The organism is Actinomyces glycerinitolerans, assembly GCF_900098745.1.
GTDB lineage: Bacteria > Actinomycetota > Actinomycetes > Actinomycetales > Actinomycetaceae > Actinomyces > Actinomyces glycerinitolerans.
In genome coordinates this window covers 588,102-605,583 of record NZ_FQTT01000001.1, presented here as the reverse complement: position 1 = coordinate 605,583, position 17,482 = coordinate 588,102, and the positions used below count along the sequence as shown (strand labels likewise).

The 17,482-nt window shown below is 67.5% G+C and carries 9 protein-coding genes and 1 pseudogene; 9 read left to right on the top strand and 1 reads right to left on the bottom strand.

The features are described from left to right. The first annotated feature begins 165 nt into the window (after positions 1-165). The 6 genes from ACGLYG10_RS02575 (at position 166) to ACGLYG10_RS02550 (ending at position 12,253) form a co-directional block, all read left to right on the top strand. Positions 166-1,722, top strand: coding sequence for a hypothetical protein (locus ACGLYG10_RS02575; protein ID WP_073327573.1), 1,557 nt, complete (start codon positions 166-168; stop codon positions 1,720-1,722). A gap of 284 nt (positions 1,723-2,006) precedes the next feature. Next, positions 2,007-2,528, top strand: coding sequence for a 50S ribosomal protein L10 (gene rplJ, locus ACGLYG10_RS02570; protein WP_073327571.1), 522 nt, complete (start codon positions 2,007-2,009; stop codon positions 2,526-2,528). Positions 2,529-2,607: 79 nt separating this feature from the next. After that, positions 2,608-2,997 carry a 50S ribosomal protein L7/L12 gene (gene rplL / locus ACGLYG10_RS02565; RefSeq protein ID WP_073327570.1) on the top strand — a complete coding sequence of 130 codons (390 nt, stop codon included), beginning with the start codon at positions 2,608-2,610 and terminating at the stop codon, positions 2,995-2,997. 433 nt (positions 2,998-3,430) lie between these two features. After that, entirely contained in the window at positions 3,431-6,949 is a 3,519-nt protein-coding gene (rpoB, locus tag ACGLYG10_RS02560; protein WP_073327568.1) for a DNA-directed RNA polymerase subunit beta, read from the top strand. Positions 6,950-7,083: 134 nt separating this feature from the next. After that, the gene (locus ACGLYG10_RS02555) at positions 7,084-11,049 is read left to right on the top strand and encodes a DNA-directed RNA polymerase subunit beta' (RefSeq protein WP_073327566.1); all 3,966 of its coding nucleotides are present in this window, start codon (positions 7,084-7,086) and stop codon (positions 11,047-11,049) included. A 226-nt stretch (positions 11,050-11,275) separates the two neighbouring features. After that, positions 11,276-12,253 (top strand): hypothetical protein, encoded by a 978-nt coding sequence (locus tag ACGLYG10_RS02550; protein ID WP_073327565.1) that lies wholly within the window; start codon positions 11,276-11,278, stop codon positions 12,251-12,253. 393 nt (positions 12,254-12,646) lie between these two features. On the opposite strand, the gene ACGLYG10_RS16145 is transcribed toward ACGLYG10_RS02550, so the two are convergent. Next, positions 12,647-12,790 carry a hypothetical protein gene (locus ACGLYG10_RS16145; RefSeq protein ID WP_170866432.1) on the bottom strand — a complete coding sequence of 48 codons (144 nt, stop codon included), beginning with the start codon at positions 12,788-12,790 and terminating at the stop codon, positions 12,647-12,649. Here ACGLYG10_RS16145 and ACGLYG10_RS02545 point away from each other — a divergent pair. From ACGLYG10_RS02545 to tpx, 3 genes and pseudogenes are all read left to right on the top strand, one after another. Further along, on the top strand, positions 12,789-15,296 hold the full coding sequence (locus ACGLYG10_RS02545) for a hypothetical protein (RefSeq protein ID WP_073327563.1): 2,508 nt from the start codon (positions 12,789-12,791) through the stop codon (positions 15,294-15,296). The two genes, ACGLYG10_RS16145 and ACGLYG10_RS02545, sit on opposite strands and share 2 nt — an antisense overlap. Positions 15,297-15,430: 134 nt before the next feature. After that, positions 15,431-16,306: a hypothetical protein gene (locus ACGLYG10_RS02540; RefSeq protein WP_083565329.1), complete on the top strand. Its 876-nt coding sequence runs from the start codon at positions 15,431-15,433 to the stop codon at positions 16,304-16,306. Between the two features lie 90 nt (positions 16,307-16,396). Further along, positions 16,397-16,690, top strand: a pseudogene (gene tpx / locus ACGLYG10_RS02535) (thiol peroxidase); the annotation flags it as partial. Between the last annotated feature and the right edge of the window lie 792 nt (positions 16,691-17,482).

Sequence of the window (17,482 nt, the reverse complement as noted above, 5' to 3'; positions counted from 1 at the left end):
CCCATGGCGACGCACGCCGCCGGCCGGTTAGGGTCGGTGTGTTCCCACGCCGAAGCAAAGGAGCCAGTAATGCCCCAGCGGAATTCATATAACCACGCTCAGTCTGCGGTGCGGTCCGCTTCCGCCTGGCGCACTTCCACGCCCCATGGACCATCCCGCCGCGGCGTGCTGCTCGGTGCGACGGCGGCCGTGCTGGGTGGGGTGCTTGGCGGTTGCACGGTGGGTGGGGATTCGACGGCTGATGACGGGGCATCGCCGACGCCGACCGCGGCCCCGGTGGTGCTTGAGACTGAGTACGCGGGCGCCTCCTTGACCGTCCAGGTGGGGCCCGCCGCGGTGGTGGACGAGTTCACTGTGGTGAGAGTGATGATCAGTACTGACATCACTGATGAGATTGACGTAACCGAGTTGTTCGGAGGGTGGGGCGGCAGCTTCGGCAATATGTGGAGCATTCATATGCTCTCCCTGGCGAAAGGGCTTGCATTCCCCCAGCTGGGCCACAGCTCATATGCCGGGGACTATTACATCTCTGCAGATGATGCGGCTGAGCTGTATCCAGTTTTCGCCGCGGTGAACAGTGACATCGACAGGGTCGAGGTGTTCCTCCCCAATGTCGGCACGGCCATAGACGTGCCCGTGGTGGATCTCGGTGGGGCCGCTCTTACCTCGGAGCAGGTGGATAGGGCAGTCAGTCTAGCGGAGCAGAATGAGTGGCTGCGAAACAACGGGGACGGCCCATTCCCAATCACTTCGCTCACAGTGGCAGGAGACTGGTCGGCAGACACCGCTGTCTCCAGCGATCCTTCTGGGGCCGTTGTCGTGAGCATGCTCGGCGACCGACTGTTCAACGACGAAGACCCCGACGACCCCAAGGCGGTCGAGTTGTCTGGTGATGCCGACGAGGTCATGGCACCCCTCGTGAGGCAACTCGAGTCCTATCCCTCTGGTGGTCAGCTGCAGCTCACCGGGCACCAGCCGTTCCGGGCCCCCTACTTCCACTACACGACGCACGAGGGCGGGCCCCGGGCAGAGGCGCAGGCGATAGCGGACCGGCTGGCTGAACTTACCGACCTGAGTCGGTGGGAGGTTGCGGTGTCCGGCGTGGAGGATTCGCAAGAACGGAACGTGGACTACGGCGACCCCGACAATGATCTGCTCTTCTACTACAACTACCGAGTGGAAGCGAGGGCGACGCCGGAAGATCCGGCCGAGCGCGTCGCGGCAGACGTAGCCGAAGACGAACTCGGGCTGGGAACAGGTGTGCCCGTCGCGTCCGGAGCCGAGGGCGTAGACATCGAGGTCGAAGGCGTGCGTGCCCACCTGGCCTTGGATGAGGTGGTGCGGGTTGGAGAATTCCTCGTGGGTACGGTCTCCCTCAGCGCTGAACAATCACTGCCCGCCAGCGCCTTCCTCTTGCCGGACTCGGGTCAATGCGCATATTGGAACGGCCGAATCGGCCACGCCTGCAACCTGACCCTGCTGATGGGCGACGCTCGAAGGCTGCCAGTGGCCTATGTGGACCATATTGGCCTCAACACACCGGTGACGAATACCTGGGGTGCATCTGGGGCGCTTGTTCCGTCAGACTGGACAACCTCTATCCCCGTGGTCTGGCCGGATGTGGGTGGAGACACGGTTACGCTCGACTTGCCGGGCGGGCCCAACGCCCTCGGTCAGCCGATCGCCGCCCGCCTGACCGACATTCCCGTCGTCGACGCCTGAGCGGGTCGGCGCCTGCCACGTTCGGCGTCGGCGTGACCAAGAGCACCGTGGGCCATCGTCGTCGGGCTTGCGGCGCGTGGGGTGGCGGCGTGTATTGTCAGCTTCGCCAAAGACCGCAGGTCTCCCGCGCAAGCGGGGCCAAGTCCGCGCCACGCGGAGCCGGCGCAGGTGAGAACGAGCCCAACGGCTATCGGTGCACTCCGAGTGCCGTGACGAGCCCCGTGCCCACCGGCGCGGGGCTTTTTCAGTGCCGGAACCTGTGGCAGACCACGGAAGGAGGGCCCATGGCAAGGCCTGAGAAGGACGCGGCTGTTGCACAGCTGGCGGACAAGTTCCGTGAGGCCAACGCCGTTCTGCTCACCGAGTACCGTGGGCTGAGCGTCGCCGACCTCAAGGAGTTGCGCCGCTCGCTCGCCGGCAACGCCGAATACACCGTGGCGAAGAACACGCTGGCATCCATCGCCGCCCGTCGCGTCGGACTGGAAGCGATTGTGGACGACCTGAAGGGCCCCACCGCCCTGACGTTCGTGACCGGGGAGCCGGTCGAGGCCGCTAAGGCCCTGCGTGACTTCGCCAAGGACAACAAGAACCTCATCATCAAGTCCGGCGTCATGGACGGCAACGCCCTGACCGCCGACGAGATCGACCGGCTCGCTTCGCTCGAGTCCCGCGAGGTCCTGCTGGCCAAGGCTGCGGGCGCTATCAAGGCGTCCCTGTCGAAGGCCGCGTACCTGTTCGCTGCGCCCGCCTCCAAGGCGGTCCGCACCGTCGACGCCCTGCGCGAGAAGCAGGAATCCGCGGCCTGAGCCGCGTCCACCACCAACCCAAAATCGCCCTGCGCACAGGCACGGCGCAGGACCCCTTTTCCAGGAAGGAACGCCCATCATGGCGAAGCTGACCACCGACGAGCTCATCGAGGCCTTCAAGGAGCTCTCCCTCATCGAGCTGTCCGATTTCGTTAAGGCCTTCGAGGAGACCTTCGACGTTACCGCCGCGGCCCCGGCCGCTGCCGTCGTCGCTGCCGCCCCCGGTGCTGCTGCCGGCGGTGCCGCCGAGGAGGAGAAGACCGAGTTCGACGTCATTCTCGAGTCCGCTGGCGACAAGAAGATCCAGGTCATCAAGGAGGTGCGCGCCCTGACCTCCCTCGGCCTGAAGGAGGCCAAGGACCTCGTCGAGGCCGCCCCCAAGGCCGTCCTCGAGGGCGCCGCCAAGGACGCTGCCGAGAAGGCCAAGGCTCAGCTCGAGGACGCCGGCGCCACCGTCACCCTCAAGTGAGTTCGTCCCCGACGGCGTCGGCACCTCGCCGGCGCCGGGGGACCGCATAAACACCGGCGTCGCCCCGACCACCCACGCGTGGTCGGGGCGACGCCGTATCACGCCCACGACGGGCCTGCGGCAGTGCAGCTGCTGCGGCTGGTTTGCGGGGCCGTAGGCAGGGTCGGTGCTGGGAGAGCTGTGCCGCCGGGGGAGTGGGGCAGTATGCGGGATTGTGGCGGGAATCGCAAGGAGGAACACCGTCTCGGCGTGGATCGGTGCGGCGTGAGCGTGTAGGCTAGCTCTTCGCGTACCTTGTGTGTACTGGCCTCAGTGGTACTGCCCGCGAGCCGGCGCGACCAGTCGGCGGACCCGAGAGGGGAGCGTGGGGGAACTGCCGGGCCCGCACACAGGTGTACGCAGAGTGATCCCCGAGATGAGGGAAGGATCCCCTTTGGCTGCCTCGCGCACCTCTGCACCAACCGCCGCTGACATCGCCGCGCGTACCGCGTCGCGTCGAATCAATTTCGCCAAGATTGCCGAGCCGATGCAGGCTCCGAATCTTCTGGGCCTGCAGACCGAGAGCTTCGACTGGCTCGTGGGCAACGAGAAGTGGCGCGCCCGAGTGGACGCCGCCAACGCCGCCCAGCCGGGCTCGCTGCCGGAAACCTCCGGGCTGGAAGAGATCTTCGACGAGATCTCGCCGATTGAGGACTTCGGCGAGACCATGGCCCTGTCCTTCCACGACCACCGCTTCGAAGAGCCGAAGTACACGGCCGAGGAGTGCCAGGAGAAGGACCTGACCTACTCCGCCCCGCTGTACGTGGTGGCGGACTTCGAGAACTTCACCACCGGTGAGATCAAGTCCCAGACGGTCTTCATGGGCGACTTCCCGCTCATGACCGACAAGGGCACCTTCATCGTCAACGGCTCGGAGCGCGTCGTCGTCTCCCAGCTGGTCCGCTCCCCGGGCGTGTACTTCGAGCGCACCACCGAGAAGGCTTCGGACAAGTACGTCTACAACGTCAAGTTCATCCCCTCGCGCGGCGCCTGGCTGGAGTTCGAGGTGGACAAGAACGACCGCGTGGCCGTGCGCATCGACCGCAAGCGCAAGCAGGACATCGCCGTCTTCCTGCTGGCACTGGGCCTGGACGAGGCCGAGATCCGCGAGGAGTTCAAGGACTACCCGGCGCTGACCACCGCCCTGGATGAGGACCGCAAGGTCACCACCCAGGACGAGGCCCTGCTGGACATCTACAAGAAGATCCGTCCCGGTGAGCCGCCCAGCGTCGAGGCCGGCCGCACCCTGCTGGAGAACTTCTACTTCAACGCCAAGCGCTACGACCTTGCCAAGGTCGGCCGCTACAAGATCAACAAGAAGCTCGGCCTGGCCGCGGACCTGAACGAGTCCGTGCTGCGCATCGAGGACATCGTCGCCGCCATCAAGTACCTGCTCGCGCTGCATGCCGGCGCCGAGACCGTCGAGGGCGTGCGCGACGGGGAGATCGTGGACATCGCCGTCGAGTACGACGACATCGACCACCTCGGCAACCGCCGCATCCGCGCCGTCGGCGAGCTCATCCAGTCGCAGGTGCGCACCGGCATGAGCCGCATGGAGCGGCAGGTGCGCGAGCGCATGACCACTCAGGACGTCGAGGCCATCACCCCGAATACCCTGATCAACATCCGGCCCGTCACGGCCGCGATCAAGGAGTTCTTCGGCACCAGCCAGCTGTCCCAGTTCATGGACCAGAACAACCCGCTGGCCGGCCTGACCCACAAGCGGCGTCTGTCCGCGCTCGGCCCCGGCGGTCTGTCCCGGGAGCGCGCCTCCATGGAGGTGCGCGACGTGCACACCTCCCACTACGGGCGCATGTGCCCCATCGAGTCCCCCGAGGGCCCGAACATCGGTCTGATCGGCTCGCTGGCCACCTTCGGGCGCATCAACCCCTTCGGCTTCATCGAGACCCCCTACCGGGTGGTGCGCGACGGTCAGGTCACCGATGAGATCCACTATCTGACCGCCGACGACGAGGACCGCCACGTCATCGCCCAGGCGAACGTGGAACTCACCGCCGACGAGCACTTCGCCGAGGACCACGTGCTGTGCCGCGTGACCGGTGGCGAGCCGGCCCTGGTGCCGGCCTCCCAGGTGGACCTCATGGACGTGTCCCCGCGGCAGATGGTCTCCGTGGGTACTTCGCTGATCCCGTTCCTCGAGCACGACGACGCCAACCGCGCCCTCATGGGTGCCAACATGCAGCGCCAGGCCGTGCCGCTGATCCGCCCCGACGCCCCGCTGGTGGGCACCGGCATGGAGCGGCGCACCGCCGTCGACGCCGGTGACGTACTGGTCGCCTCCAAGGGCGGCGTGGTCACCGAGGTGTGCGCCGACTTCGTGCGCGTGGCCAACGACGACGGCACCGAGACCGTCTACAAGGTCGCCAAGTTCCGCCGCTCCAACCAGGGCAACTGCTACAACCAGCGCGTGGTCGCCTCCGAGGGCGAGCGCGTGGAGGTCGGCAGCGTGCTCGCGGACGGCCCCGCCACCGACGACGGCGACCTGGCCCTGGGCCAGAACCTCCTGGTCGCCTTCATGACCTGGGAGGGCCTGAACTACGAGGACGCCATCATCGTCTCCCAGCGCGTGGTCGCCGAGGACCTGCTCACCTCGATCCACATCGAGGAGCACGAGGTCGACGCGCGCGACACCAAGCTGGGCGCCGAGGAGATCACCCGCGACATCCCCAACGTCTCCGAGGAGGCGCTGGCCAACCTGGACGAGCGCGGCATTATCCGCATCGGTGCCGAGGTCCGCAGCGGCGACATCCTGGTCGGCAAGGTCACCCCGAAGGGCGAGACCGAGCTGACCAGTGAGGAGCGGCTGCTGCGCGCCATCTTCGGTGAGAAGGCCCGCGAGGTGCGCGACACCTCCCTGCGCGTGCCCCACGGCGAGTACGGCATCGTCACCGGCGTGCGCGAGTTCGACGCCTCCTCCGAGGACGCCGAACTGCCCGCCGGCGTGAACCGGATGGTGCGCGTGTACATCGCTCAGCGCCGCAAGATCACCGTCGGTGACAAGCTCTCGGGCCGCCACGGCAACAAGGGCGTCATCTCGAAGATCCTGCCCGTGGAGGACATGCCCTTCCTCGCCGACGGCACCCCGGTGGACGTCATCCTCAACCCGCTGGGCGTGCCCAGCCGTATGAACGTCGGTCAGGTCCTCGAGCTGCACCTGGGCTGGGTCGCCTCCCGCGGCTGGGACGCCTCCGCCGCCCGCGAGGCCGGCGAGGCCTGGGCCGAGCGCCTGCCCGAGAACGGCGTGTCCGCCGAGCCCGGTACGCCCGTGGCCACCCCGGTGTTCGACGGTGTGCGCGACGACGAGATCATGGGCCTGCTCGACTCCACCCTGCCCAACCGGGACGGCCTCCAGCTGGTTCAGCCCGACGGCAAGGCGCGGCTGTTCGACGGCCGCTCCGGAGAGCCCTTCCCGTACCCGGTGTCGGTCGGCTACATGTACATCCTCAAGCTGCACCACCTGGTGGACGACAAGATTCACGCCCGCTCCACCGGCCCGTACTCGATGATCACCCAGCAGCCGCTGGGCGGTAAGGCGCAGTTCGGTGGCCAGCGCTTCGGCGAGATGGAGGTGTGGGCCATGGAGGCGTACGGCGCCGCCCACGCCCTCCAGGAGCTGCTGACCGTCAAGTCCGACGACGTCAACGGGCGCGTGAAGGTCTACGAGGCCATCGTCAAGGGCGAGGACATCCCCGAGCCCGGCATCCCCGAGTCCTTCAAGGTGCTCATGAAGGAGATGCAGTCGCTGTGCCTGAACGTTGAGGCCCTGGACGCCGCCGGCAATGTCATCGGCCTGGATGACACCGACGACGACGGCCGGCGCGCCTCCGAGGAGCTCGGCTTCGACCTGGGTCGCCGTCCTGGCGGAAGCGCCATGGCGGTGGACGAGATCTAACCCCAACGTCCGGGAGGTCGGGCGCCCAGCGCGCCGGCCCTCCCGGGCCAACGGGCCCGGTGCCGCCGTGGAAACGCGGCACCGGAAACCCTTAAGACTTTTGAGCTGACCACTCTGAATCGGAAGTAGGAACTGTGCTCGACGCCAACGTGTTCGACAGGATCCAGCTCGGCCTTGCCACCGCCGAGGACATCAAGTCCTGGTCGCATGGCGAGGTCAAGAAGCCCGAGACCATCAACTACCGCACCCTCAAGCCGGAGAAGGACGGACTCTTCTGCGAGAAGATCTTCGGCCCCACCCGTGACTGGGAGTGCGCGTGCGGCAAGTACAAGCGCGTGCGCTACAAGGGCATCGTCTGCGAGCGCTGCGGAGTCGAGGTGACTCGCTCCAAGGTGCGCCGCGAGCGCATGGCCCACATCAAGCTGGCTGCGCCCGTCACCCACATCTGGTACTTCAAGGGCGTCCCTTCGCGCCTGGGGTACCTGCTCAACCTGGCCCCCAAGGACCTGGAGAAGGTCATCTACTTCGCTGCCCACATGGTCACCGAGGTGGATGAGGAGGCCCGCCACGACGACCTGCCCTCGCTGCGCAACGAGTTCGAGGTCAAGAAGCAGCACGTGGAGGAGGCCGGCCAGGCCGACATCGAGGCCCGTCAGCGGCGTCTGGAGGAGGACCTCGCCCAGCTCGAGGCGGAGGGCGCCGAGCAGGCGCAGCGGGACAAGGCCCGCAAGACCGCCGAGCGCGAGATGGCCTCCCTGCGCCGCAAGAACACCCGCACCCTGGAGCACATGGACAAGGTGTGGGACCGCTTCGTGTCCCTCAAGGTCGGCGACCTCGAGGGCGACGAGGTCCTGTACCGGGACATGGCCGCCGACTACGGCATCTACTTCAAGGGCGCCATGGGCGCAGAGGCCATCCAGGACCGCCTGCGCAACTTCGACCTGGAGGCGGAGGCCGCCGCCCTGAACGAGATTGTCGACAGCGGCACCGGCCAGCGTAAGACCCGCGCCATCAAGCGGCTGAAGGTCATTAACGCCTTCCGCATGACCGGCACCGCCCCCGAGGCCATGGTGCTGGACAACATCCCGGTGATTCCCCCGGACCTGCGCCCCATGGTGCAGCTGGACGGTGGCCGCTTCGCGACCTCCGACCTCAATGACCTGTACCGCCGCGTCATCAACCGCAACAACCGCCTCAAGCGGCTGATGGACCTGGGCGCCCCGACGATCATCGTCAACAACGAGAAGCGCATGCTGCAGGACGCCGTCGACGCCCTGTTCGACAACGGCCGCCGCGGCCGCCCCGTCACCGGTGTGGGCAACCGCCCGCTGAAGTCCCTGTCCGACATGCTCAAGGGCAAGCAGGGGCGCTTCCGTCAGAACCTGCTGGGCAAGCGTGTGGACTACTCGGGCCGCTCCGTCATCGTCGTCGGCCCGCAGCTGAAGCTGCACCAGTGCGGTCTTCCCAGCCAGATGGCCCTGGAGCTGTTCAAGCCCTTCGTCATGAAGCGGCTGGTGGAGCTCAAGGAGGCGCAGAACGTCAAGGCCGCCAAGCGGATGGTCGAGCGCGCCAACCCGAAGGTCTGGGACGTGCTGGCCGAGGTCATCCGCGAGCACCCGGTCCTGCTCAACCGCGCCCCCACGCTGCACCGCCTGGGCATCCAGGCCTTCGAGCCGCAGCTGATCGAGGGCAAGGCCATCCAGCTGCACCCGCTGGTGTGCGGTGCCTTCAACGCCGACTTTGACGGCGACCAGATGGCCGTGCACCTGCCGCTGGGCGCCGAGGCGCAGGCCGAGGCCCGCATCCTGATGCTCTCGAGCAACAACATCCTCAAGCCCTCCGACGGTCGCCCCGTGACCATGCCCTCCCAGGACATGATCATCGGCACCTACTACCTCACCCAGGAGCCGGACCCGGCCGTGGCGGTGGAGACCGACGAGCACGGCGAGCCGATCGTCCCGGCCTTCTCCTCCTACGCGGAGGCGGTCATGGCCTACGACTTCGGCAAGCTGGATGTGAACGCCACCTGCGACATCCGCTTCGAGGAGGGCATCACCGCGCCCGAGGGCTGGCAGCCGCCCGAGAACTGGAGCGAGGGCGACCCGATCACCCTGCGCACCTCCTTCGGCCGCGCGCTGTTCAACACCGCCCTGCCCGAGTCCTTCCCCTACGTCAACTACACCGTTGACAAGAAGAAGCTGGGCAACATCATCAACACGCTGGCGGAGTCCTACCCGCGCGTGGAGGTGGCCGCCTGCCTGGACGAGTTGAAGGCCAACGGCTTCCACTGGTCCACCTGGTCCGGCATCACCGTGGCCTTCGCCGACGTGGTCTCCCCGCCCTCCAAGCCGGAGATCCTCGCCCGCTACGAGGCCGAGGCCGCCGAGATCGAGGAGCAGTTCGAGCTCGGTGCCCTCACCGAGGACGACCGCTACAAGTCGTTGATCGACATCTGGACCAAGGCCACCGACGAGGTCGCCGAGGCCATGCGCGCCAACTTCCCCGAGCGCAACACCGTCTACCAGATGGTGGCGTCCGGTGGCCGCGGCAACTGGGACCAGATTCGCCAGCTGGCCGGCATGCGCGGCCTGGTGGCCGACCCCAAGCAGCGCCTCATCGAGCGGCCGATTGAGTCCAACTACCGGGAGGGTCTGTCCGTCCTGGAGTACTTCATCGCCACCCACGGCGCCCGCAAGGGTCTGGCCGACACGGCTCTGCGCACCGCCGACTCCGGCTACCTGACCCGGCGTCTGGTCGACGTCTCCCAGGACGTGATCGTCCGCGAGGACGACTGCGGCACCCGCAAGGGTCTGACCAAGCGGCTGTTCACCTGGAAGGAGGTCGACGGCGAGCGCGTCAAGGAGGTCTCCGACATCCTGGAGACCACCGTGTTCGGCACCACGCTCGCCCGCGACGCCGTGGACGCCGACGGCAACGTCGTGATCGAGGCCGGCACCGACCTGGGCGACGCCAACATCCGCGCGGCCATCGACGCCGGCATCGAGCAGGTCGTGTGCCGCTCCGTGCTGACCTGCGACTCCGCCGTCGGCACCTGTGCCGCCTGCTACGGTCGCTCCCTGGCCACCGGCAAGCGCGTCGACATCGGTGAGGCGGTCGGCATCATCGCCGCCCAGTCCATCGGTGAGCCCGGAACGCAGCTGACCATGCGTACCTTCCACACCGGTGGTGCGGCCGGCGCCGCCGACATCACCCAGGGTCTGCCCCGTGTGCAGGAGCTGTTCGAGGCCCGCACCCCCAAGGGTGAGGCCGCGGTGGCCGAGGCCGCCGGCACCCTCAAGATTGAGGACGACGCCGACGGCAAGCGGCTGGTCATCACCCGCGACGACGGTGAGGAGGACCTGGTGGTCCCCGTCTCCCGCCGCCAGCGGCTGCTGGTTACCGACGGCGACCACGTGGAGCCGGGCGACGCCCTCACCGAGGGGCCGATCGACCCCAAGAAGCTGCTGCGCCTGCGCAGCGTCGGCGCCACCCAGCGTCACCTGGTGGACGAGGTGCAGGAGGTCTACCGCTCCCAGGGCGTGGACATCCACTCCAAGCACATCGAGGTCATCGTGCGGCAGATGCTGCGTCGCGTGACCGTGCTGGACGCCGGTGACACCAACCTGCTGCAGGGCGACCTGGTGGACGTCTCGCGCTACCGCGAGGAGAACCGCCGGGTCATGGCGGAGGGCGGCAAGACCGCCTCCGCGCGCACCGAGCTGATGGGTATCACCAAGGCGTCGCTGGCCACCGACTCCTGGCTTAGCGCCGCCTCCTTCCAGGAGACCACGCGTGTGCTCACCGAGGCCGCCATGAGTGGCAAGTCGGACCCGCTGCTGGGCCTGAAGGAGAACGTCATCCTGGGCAAGCTGATCCCCGCCGGCACCGGTCTGGCCCGCTACTCGGACATCGAGGTGGAGCCGACCGAGGAGGTCAAGGCGGAGGTCTTCTCCCGGGCCGGCTACGCCGGCGGCGACGGCTTCTCCGCGGGCGACTCGGTGGCGCTGGACGATTTCTCCTTCGGCGGTGACTTCCGCGCGGACTTCTCCGACGACTTCCGCACCGGATTCAACACCTCCTCGGAGGACATCCAGTTCTGACGCGTGGCGGTCGCCTTCCGGCCGCGCAGCGCTGACCGACCACGACGGCGGCCCGCACCCTCCACTCCGGAGGATGCGGGCCGCCGTCACGTACGCGCCACCGGTCGAGCGGTGTTCCACGATGTGAGTCTGTCTTGACTGTGGGGCGCATGTGCGAAACTATCCGGGACATAACGGTCGTTCCCAAAGTTGACCGTCCCCCATCTCCTTTCCAAGGAACATTGTGATGGCCGCATATCAGAATCCAGCTGCTCCGAACTCCCACGTCGGCGGACACAACGTGACCGACTTCGCGCTCGCACCGGGCGAGACCGGGGTGTACGGCGAAAGCTTCCTCGTCTCGATCCTCGCCCCGTATCTAAAGGGGCAGCTCATGTGCTCGACGACTCGCTTCGTCTACAAGGTGCCCAATACGTTGCTCGGCATCATTCCGATCGGAAACACTGAGAACACAATTCCGCTGTCGGCCATCGCCGCCGTCTCGACCTCGTCACGTTTTAAGGTCGGCCGCGCTCTGCTCGCTCTCGTCCTGGCGATTCTCGGCTTCGCGATGATCGGTGACTCGCCGCTGGGTGGTCTGCTGTGTCTCCTACTGGCGGTCATGTTCGCACTGACCTCGATTTCCCTTGCGCTGGTGGCTACCAACCACGCCGGAGGAAGTTTTGGCCCAGAGGTTTCGGTGCTGGACAAGGCCAAGCTCGAGGCCTTCCGCGCCGAGCTGCAGAATCGGGTCTTTGCTGACACCGCGGCGCTTCAGCACGGACAAGCACAGGACCTGCGGATGCAGTCATTGGCCATGCAGCAAATGCAGGTGGCCCAGATGCAGCAGATGCAACAGCAGCAGATGCAGCAGCAGTTGGCGCAGCAGCAGGCTGCTCAGGCGCCACAGCAGTATCTTGCCGCCGCTCCGCAGCAGGCTGCGTATGACGCCCAGTCGGCACCGCAGCAGTTCGGCCAGCCGGTGCCTCAGCAGCCGTATGAGGCGCAGGCCCCTGCCGCGGGGAACCCCGCCGCCCAGCCGATGCCTCAGCAGCCGTATGAGGCGCAGGCCCCCGCCGCAGGGAACCCCACCGCCCAGCCGGCAACCACGCAGCAGTACCAGGCACAGTCGTACGGACCGCAGCAACCCAATCAGTCCGCCGAGGGGCAGGCGGGCTCGTGGCCTCAGGAGCAGCCTCCCACTCCGCAGACACCGCAGGCCTGAGAGGGGGTGCGACCGCGGGTCGCTGCCGCTCCTGCTGCGGCGGCCGCGGCGACGCCTTCTTCGGCGCGATCTCCGCAAGCTTCCGCAATAGCCGTCTTGCTCTTCGCGGGTCAATTGAGATGCGCATCACGTCGTGGCAAGGTGTGCGGCGTCCAGCCCTCCCTATTCCCAAAGGGATGCTATGAGTGACCAACACAATCTACCGAGTCCCGGCCCACATCCTGAGAGCGGCCCCGGTGGGGTAGCGCCTGCTGCGAAACCCTCCAGCTCACCTGCGGGCGCCTCGCCGCCGGTTGCGCCCAGCCCGACTGTCCTTGAAGTCGGCCCGCAGCCGGACGCGACGACGCCGTTCCCGGCGCCCCCGGTAGCCGCCCAGGATGTGCCCGCGCCATCTCAGGCGGCGCCGGCCCCGCCCCAGCCGGTACCCGGGCAGCCGGCCACGCCGGTGCAGCCGACGTCCACCGTGTGGCCCGGTACGGGGATGCAGCCGCCGGCCGTGCCCAATACCGCTGCTCCCAGTCCGGTGGCAGCCGCCATGCACACGCTCACCCGCAAGCCCGCGCTCACGACGGTAGGCCTCACCCTCGCAGTGGTATTCGGAGTTGCGTTGGGCTCGGCGATCCTGCTCATGACCTCGCTGGAGCTGCTCGGGCAGCACGACGTGCCGACTCCCTTCGGGGTGTTCGTGGTCGCCATGGGCTTCAGCCTCGGGGGAGGCCTGCAGGCGACGATCTCCCCGCACTTGCTGGGGAGCGATGCATATGTGTCTGCCAACGTGGGGCTCACGGCACTGCCGCTGGGAACGCTGCTGGCAATCGCCGTCGGCGTGTATTTGCTGGCCAGGCGGCGCGCGCCCGTAGACGAGTCCGCGGCGCCCCTCGGAGCGATGACGTTACGCGCCGCCGTCGAGGCGGCCGTGGCCGCACTCTTGGCATACCTGCTCACCGCCCTGGGATCCTACGACCCGGCGGGAACGGGCGAAGCGGTTGTGCGTGCGTCGGCCGCTTCATCCCTACTGATGACTTGGGTGATCGTCTTTGCCGCGCTGATACTCGCACGTGCGGGGGTACAGCTCACCTCCCGGGTCCCGGCCCGGTTGCGCCAGGTATTGCGCGAACTCGGCGCGCTGGCAACGATTATCGGCGTGGTGCTCGGCATGGTCAGCATCGTCGTCGCTGTGTTTGCGGCGTTCAAGAACGACGCCGGCGGTGCCATTCCCCTGCTGCCCGTTCTGGTCGGCAACCTGATCGTCTACGCCCTCACCCTCGGCACCCTGGGCGGCATCGCCGGCTCCTTCTCTGCTCCTTTCCTGCAGGAATTCGGCGTCAGTGACGTCCCCTACCCGTCGGGCAGCGCCTCTGCCTGGGACATCATGGGCGCCTGGTCGATCCTGCTGTATGTCGCCGTGCTGGTGGTGGCCGTGGCGGGCGCGGCGCGCGTCGGAGTGCGCCGGCCGCGGCTGGCTGCGGCGGACCCGGCCCGGACCTGGCAGATGCCGGTCGCCGTGCTGGCGGCAGGACTGATCGTGCTGCACTTGCTCGCGCCGGTGCGCCTCTCGGGCCGGCTGCTGGGGCAGCAGGCCACAGCCAGTGTCGGTCCGGCCTGGTGGTCGAGCCTGACACTGGCGCTCTTCGCGCTGATCGTTTCTGTGCTGGCGGAGGTGCTGCCGGCCTGGCTGTACGCCAACGCCAACTCCTTCCTGCGGCTGTGCGCAGGCACCCAGGCGGTCGAATACTGGGCGACCGGCCAGGCTCAGCCGGCCCAGCAGCAGTCATTCGTGGCGTCGACCGCCGTCCCGCCCGCGCCTGCGTTTACGCCGGCGCCCGCCCCGGCGCCGGACGAATACGTTGCTCCCTACGCCGCGCAGCCCAACGTGACTTCGACGCCGACGACGGCCCCTGCTGCGCCGCCGCCCCCTGCGGTGTACGTGCCATCCGCCCCGGTGACGTCGGCCACATCCGCGCCCGCGGCCATGTCGGCCAATGCGGCGGGAGCCCCCGTGCCGCCACTGCCCGCGCCACAACCGATGGACCCGGCGGCCAGGCGACGGCTGAAGCGCGTGGCCGGCGCGGTGGTTGCCTGCCTGGTTCTTGTCGGTGCGGGTGCCATCGCGGTGCATGTGCTCAACGCGCGGCGGGGGCCGGAGCAGGCGGTCGAGGCCTACCTGGAGCTGCTCGCCGACGGCCACGCCGCGGAGGCCACCGCCATGGTCGATCCCGGCGTCCCCAACGATCAGCGACTTCTGCTCACTGACGAGACGCTGGGTGCCGCCACCTCGCGCATCGAGGTGGTGGATGTGGAGGCGCCCTCGGACACGGATACCTACGCGAGCACGGGAACGCGGGACTCGGTCACGGTGACCGCCACGATCTCCCTGGACGGCGAGCGCTTCGACGTGCCCATCGTGGTCAAGGCCGGCGACAAGGAATACGGGGTGCTGAACACCTGGGAGGTGGACACCCCGCTCGTTCGGGAAGTCACGCTGTCCTCCTATACGCTCGGCGCCGTCACCGTCGGCGGCACGCAGGTGCCGTTGGAGACCAGTGAGTACGACGGCGGCTCCGCCACCCAGTACGTCTACTTCGGCATCTACGACGTCGGCGTTGACGCAGACGTGTCTGACTACCTCACGGCCGACACCACCGAGCTGAACATCAACTCCACGTCCAGCACCACCGTCCAGGTGGAGGGTGAGGCGACCGAGGCGTTGGAGAACCTCGTGCTTGACGCAGTCAACGCGCAGGCGACGGAGTGCGTCACTCCGCCCGGAAACATGGACGAGGTATGCCCGTACGCGCTGCAGTCCACCGAACTGGATTCCCTGGAAGTGACCGCCGAGGCCACGGAAGTGACGGTGAACGGCACTGCCTTCAAGAGCGGTTCGATCACCTTCACCACCCGCAACATCCCGACCAGCTGGAACAAGAATCCCAAGGACAAGGACTGGAATTACACCTTCTCCGGCACGATCGAATGGCCGGAGGACGGTGATGACGAACCGATCGTCACCGTTACCGACTCGTACGTGTACTACGGGTACTGAGGCCGGCGTACGGCGTCGCGAGCGTCATCCGCTAGCTCGAGACCGTGTCCAAGCGCACGCGCGCGATGACGCTGCGGATCGGTACCGTTTTGGATGTACCTGATCCGCAGCGCCATCGCTAAGGAGAGTCGCCCGTGACCACGCCGTCCGCACCCGAGTACCCGCCCAATCCGTCTTCATCACACAGCGCGACCAGGCGCGTAAGCGCGTTCGGCCGCAACGGCAGGGATGGACAGCTGGATCGCGACGCCGACGACGCTCAGTGGCAGGACGCCCAGCCCACGCAGGCAGTCGACATCACCACCGGTCTGGGCGACGGCGCCGCCACCACCGCCCTACCCGAGTCGTATGCACCCGCCGATTACGCGGACGTCGGCTACTCACCATCCGCCGCGGACCCCACCCCGACCATGGCGCTGCCGACCGGCATCGGCCATACGACGCCCCCAACGCAGAGCACGTATGCGCCCGCCTCCGGCAATGCGCAACCGGGCGCCCCCGCGCGACTGCCCGCGCGCCCGGCCCGCCGCCATACGGCTGCCACCCCGCTGGGCACGATCCTGGTGCTCGTTGCCTCCGCGCTGCTCGGCTGGGGCATGTACACGCTGCTTACTTCCATAGACGTATTCGCCGTCGCTCAGGGCACGGGCAGCCTGATCAACACCACGGCCGCCGCGGCCTTCGCGATCGGGGGAGTACTGGCCTTCATCGCCTTCATCGTCGCCATCGTGGCCGTGGTCCGGGCGCGGCCGAAGACGGCCGCGGCGCTGCTGCTGGTGGCCTCCCTGGTCCTGCCGACCGCGGCGACGGTGGGCGCCGCGCATTACGGGGCGAGCGCTCTCGAGGAGCGAACCGTGGCACAGGCGGTGGCATACGCCGGTTCGATCGACGTGGATGCGATCGACAGCGAGCAGATCGACGCCATCATCGATCGGGTCGAGTCCCTGGGAGTGGACATCCCCGGCAAGGACGAGGTGCTGGACATCCTCCGTTCCGTCAAGGGAGAGTAGCGGGAGCGGCTCAGGCTGGGCGGGGATCGCGGATGCGGAAATAGGTTGTGTGAGGCCTTGTCTCTCAAAATGAAAAGATGTCATTATTAACGGCTCGCCGCCGGCCTGGAGAACACCACTGTCGTGTGCGTCTCGGCTGACCTGCCCTTTGCGGCCGCACGCTTCGGCGGCGCCGAGGGCCTGGACCAGGTCGTGACGGGTTCCACCTTCCGCTCCAGCTTCGGCGATGACTACGGGGTCGTGCTGGTAGATGGCCCTACGGCCGGGCTGATGTTCCGTGCCGTCGTGGTGCTCGACACCGACGGCACCGTCCTGTACACCGAGCAGGTACCGGAGATCCGGCAGGAGCCCGACTACGACGCCGCCATCGCTGCGCTGGTATAGCCAGGCCAACTGGCATATAACCCAGCCGGCCGGTATGTGTGTGCGGGGCAGGCGGCGCTCCGGCAAGTGTCTGGCTGCGCCGACGTCGGGGGAGTCCACTACTGCGTTTCGGCGTTGGGTACGCACCTTAGGGGTTTGCTGAAGGCTTTTGATGCGTTCAGCAGACCGTTAAGGTGCGTTGTAGACGGTGAACTGGCGTAGTAAACGGGTTCTTTGTGTGTGTGGGGGTGGTGGTTCGGGCCCGCGGGTTGTTGTGTGGTGGTCGTGTTTGGGTGCGGGAGGACGACGTCGGGTTGGCGGGGTCGTTCTCGGGTAAGCGAGGACGTGTTCGGGCGGATCAGGACGTCGTCGGCGCCGTTGCGCGTGCGGACGGTTCGTGCGTTCCGGTGACGGTTCGTCAGGTAGCAGCGACGGTTCGGCATGAACGACGACGGTTCGTACACCTACCTCACGAACCGTCGTCGGATGTGCCGAATCGTCGACCCGAGCGTACGAACCGTCAGGCCAGCGCGCGAACCGTCGGGCGAGGCACGAGCCGCATCACCGGAACCCGCACGCATCGCCCTTCACCCGGCGAACCGCCACCTGTCGGCCCGCCACGTCCCCATACTTGAAGAGCCGGTCATAGTGACCGGGCTCGGTGGGGCAGCACGTGGCCAGGAACACCCCGACGCCGTCTGGCGTGCAGTGTCATGCCCGGGTAATGTGCCCCACTGGTGCCCGCGTGCGGGCCACCGTTCTCCATTCCGTTCCCAGCCACTCGGAGCTCAGGCTCCGGTCGGTGACGCGGGT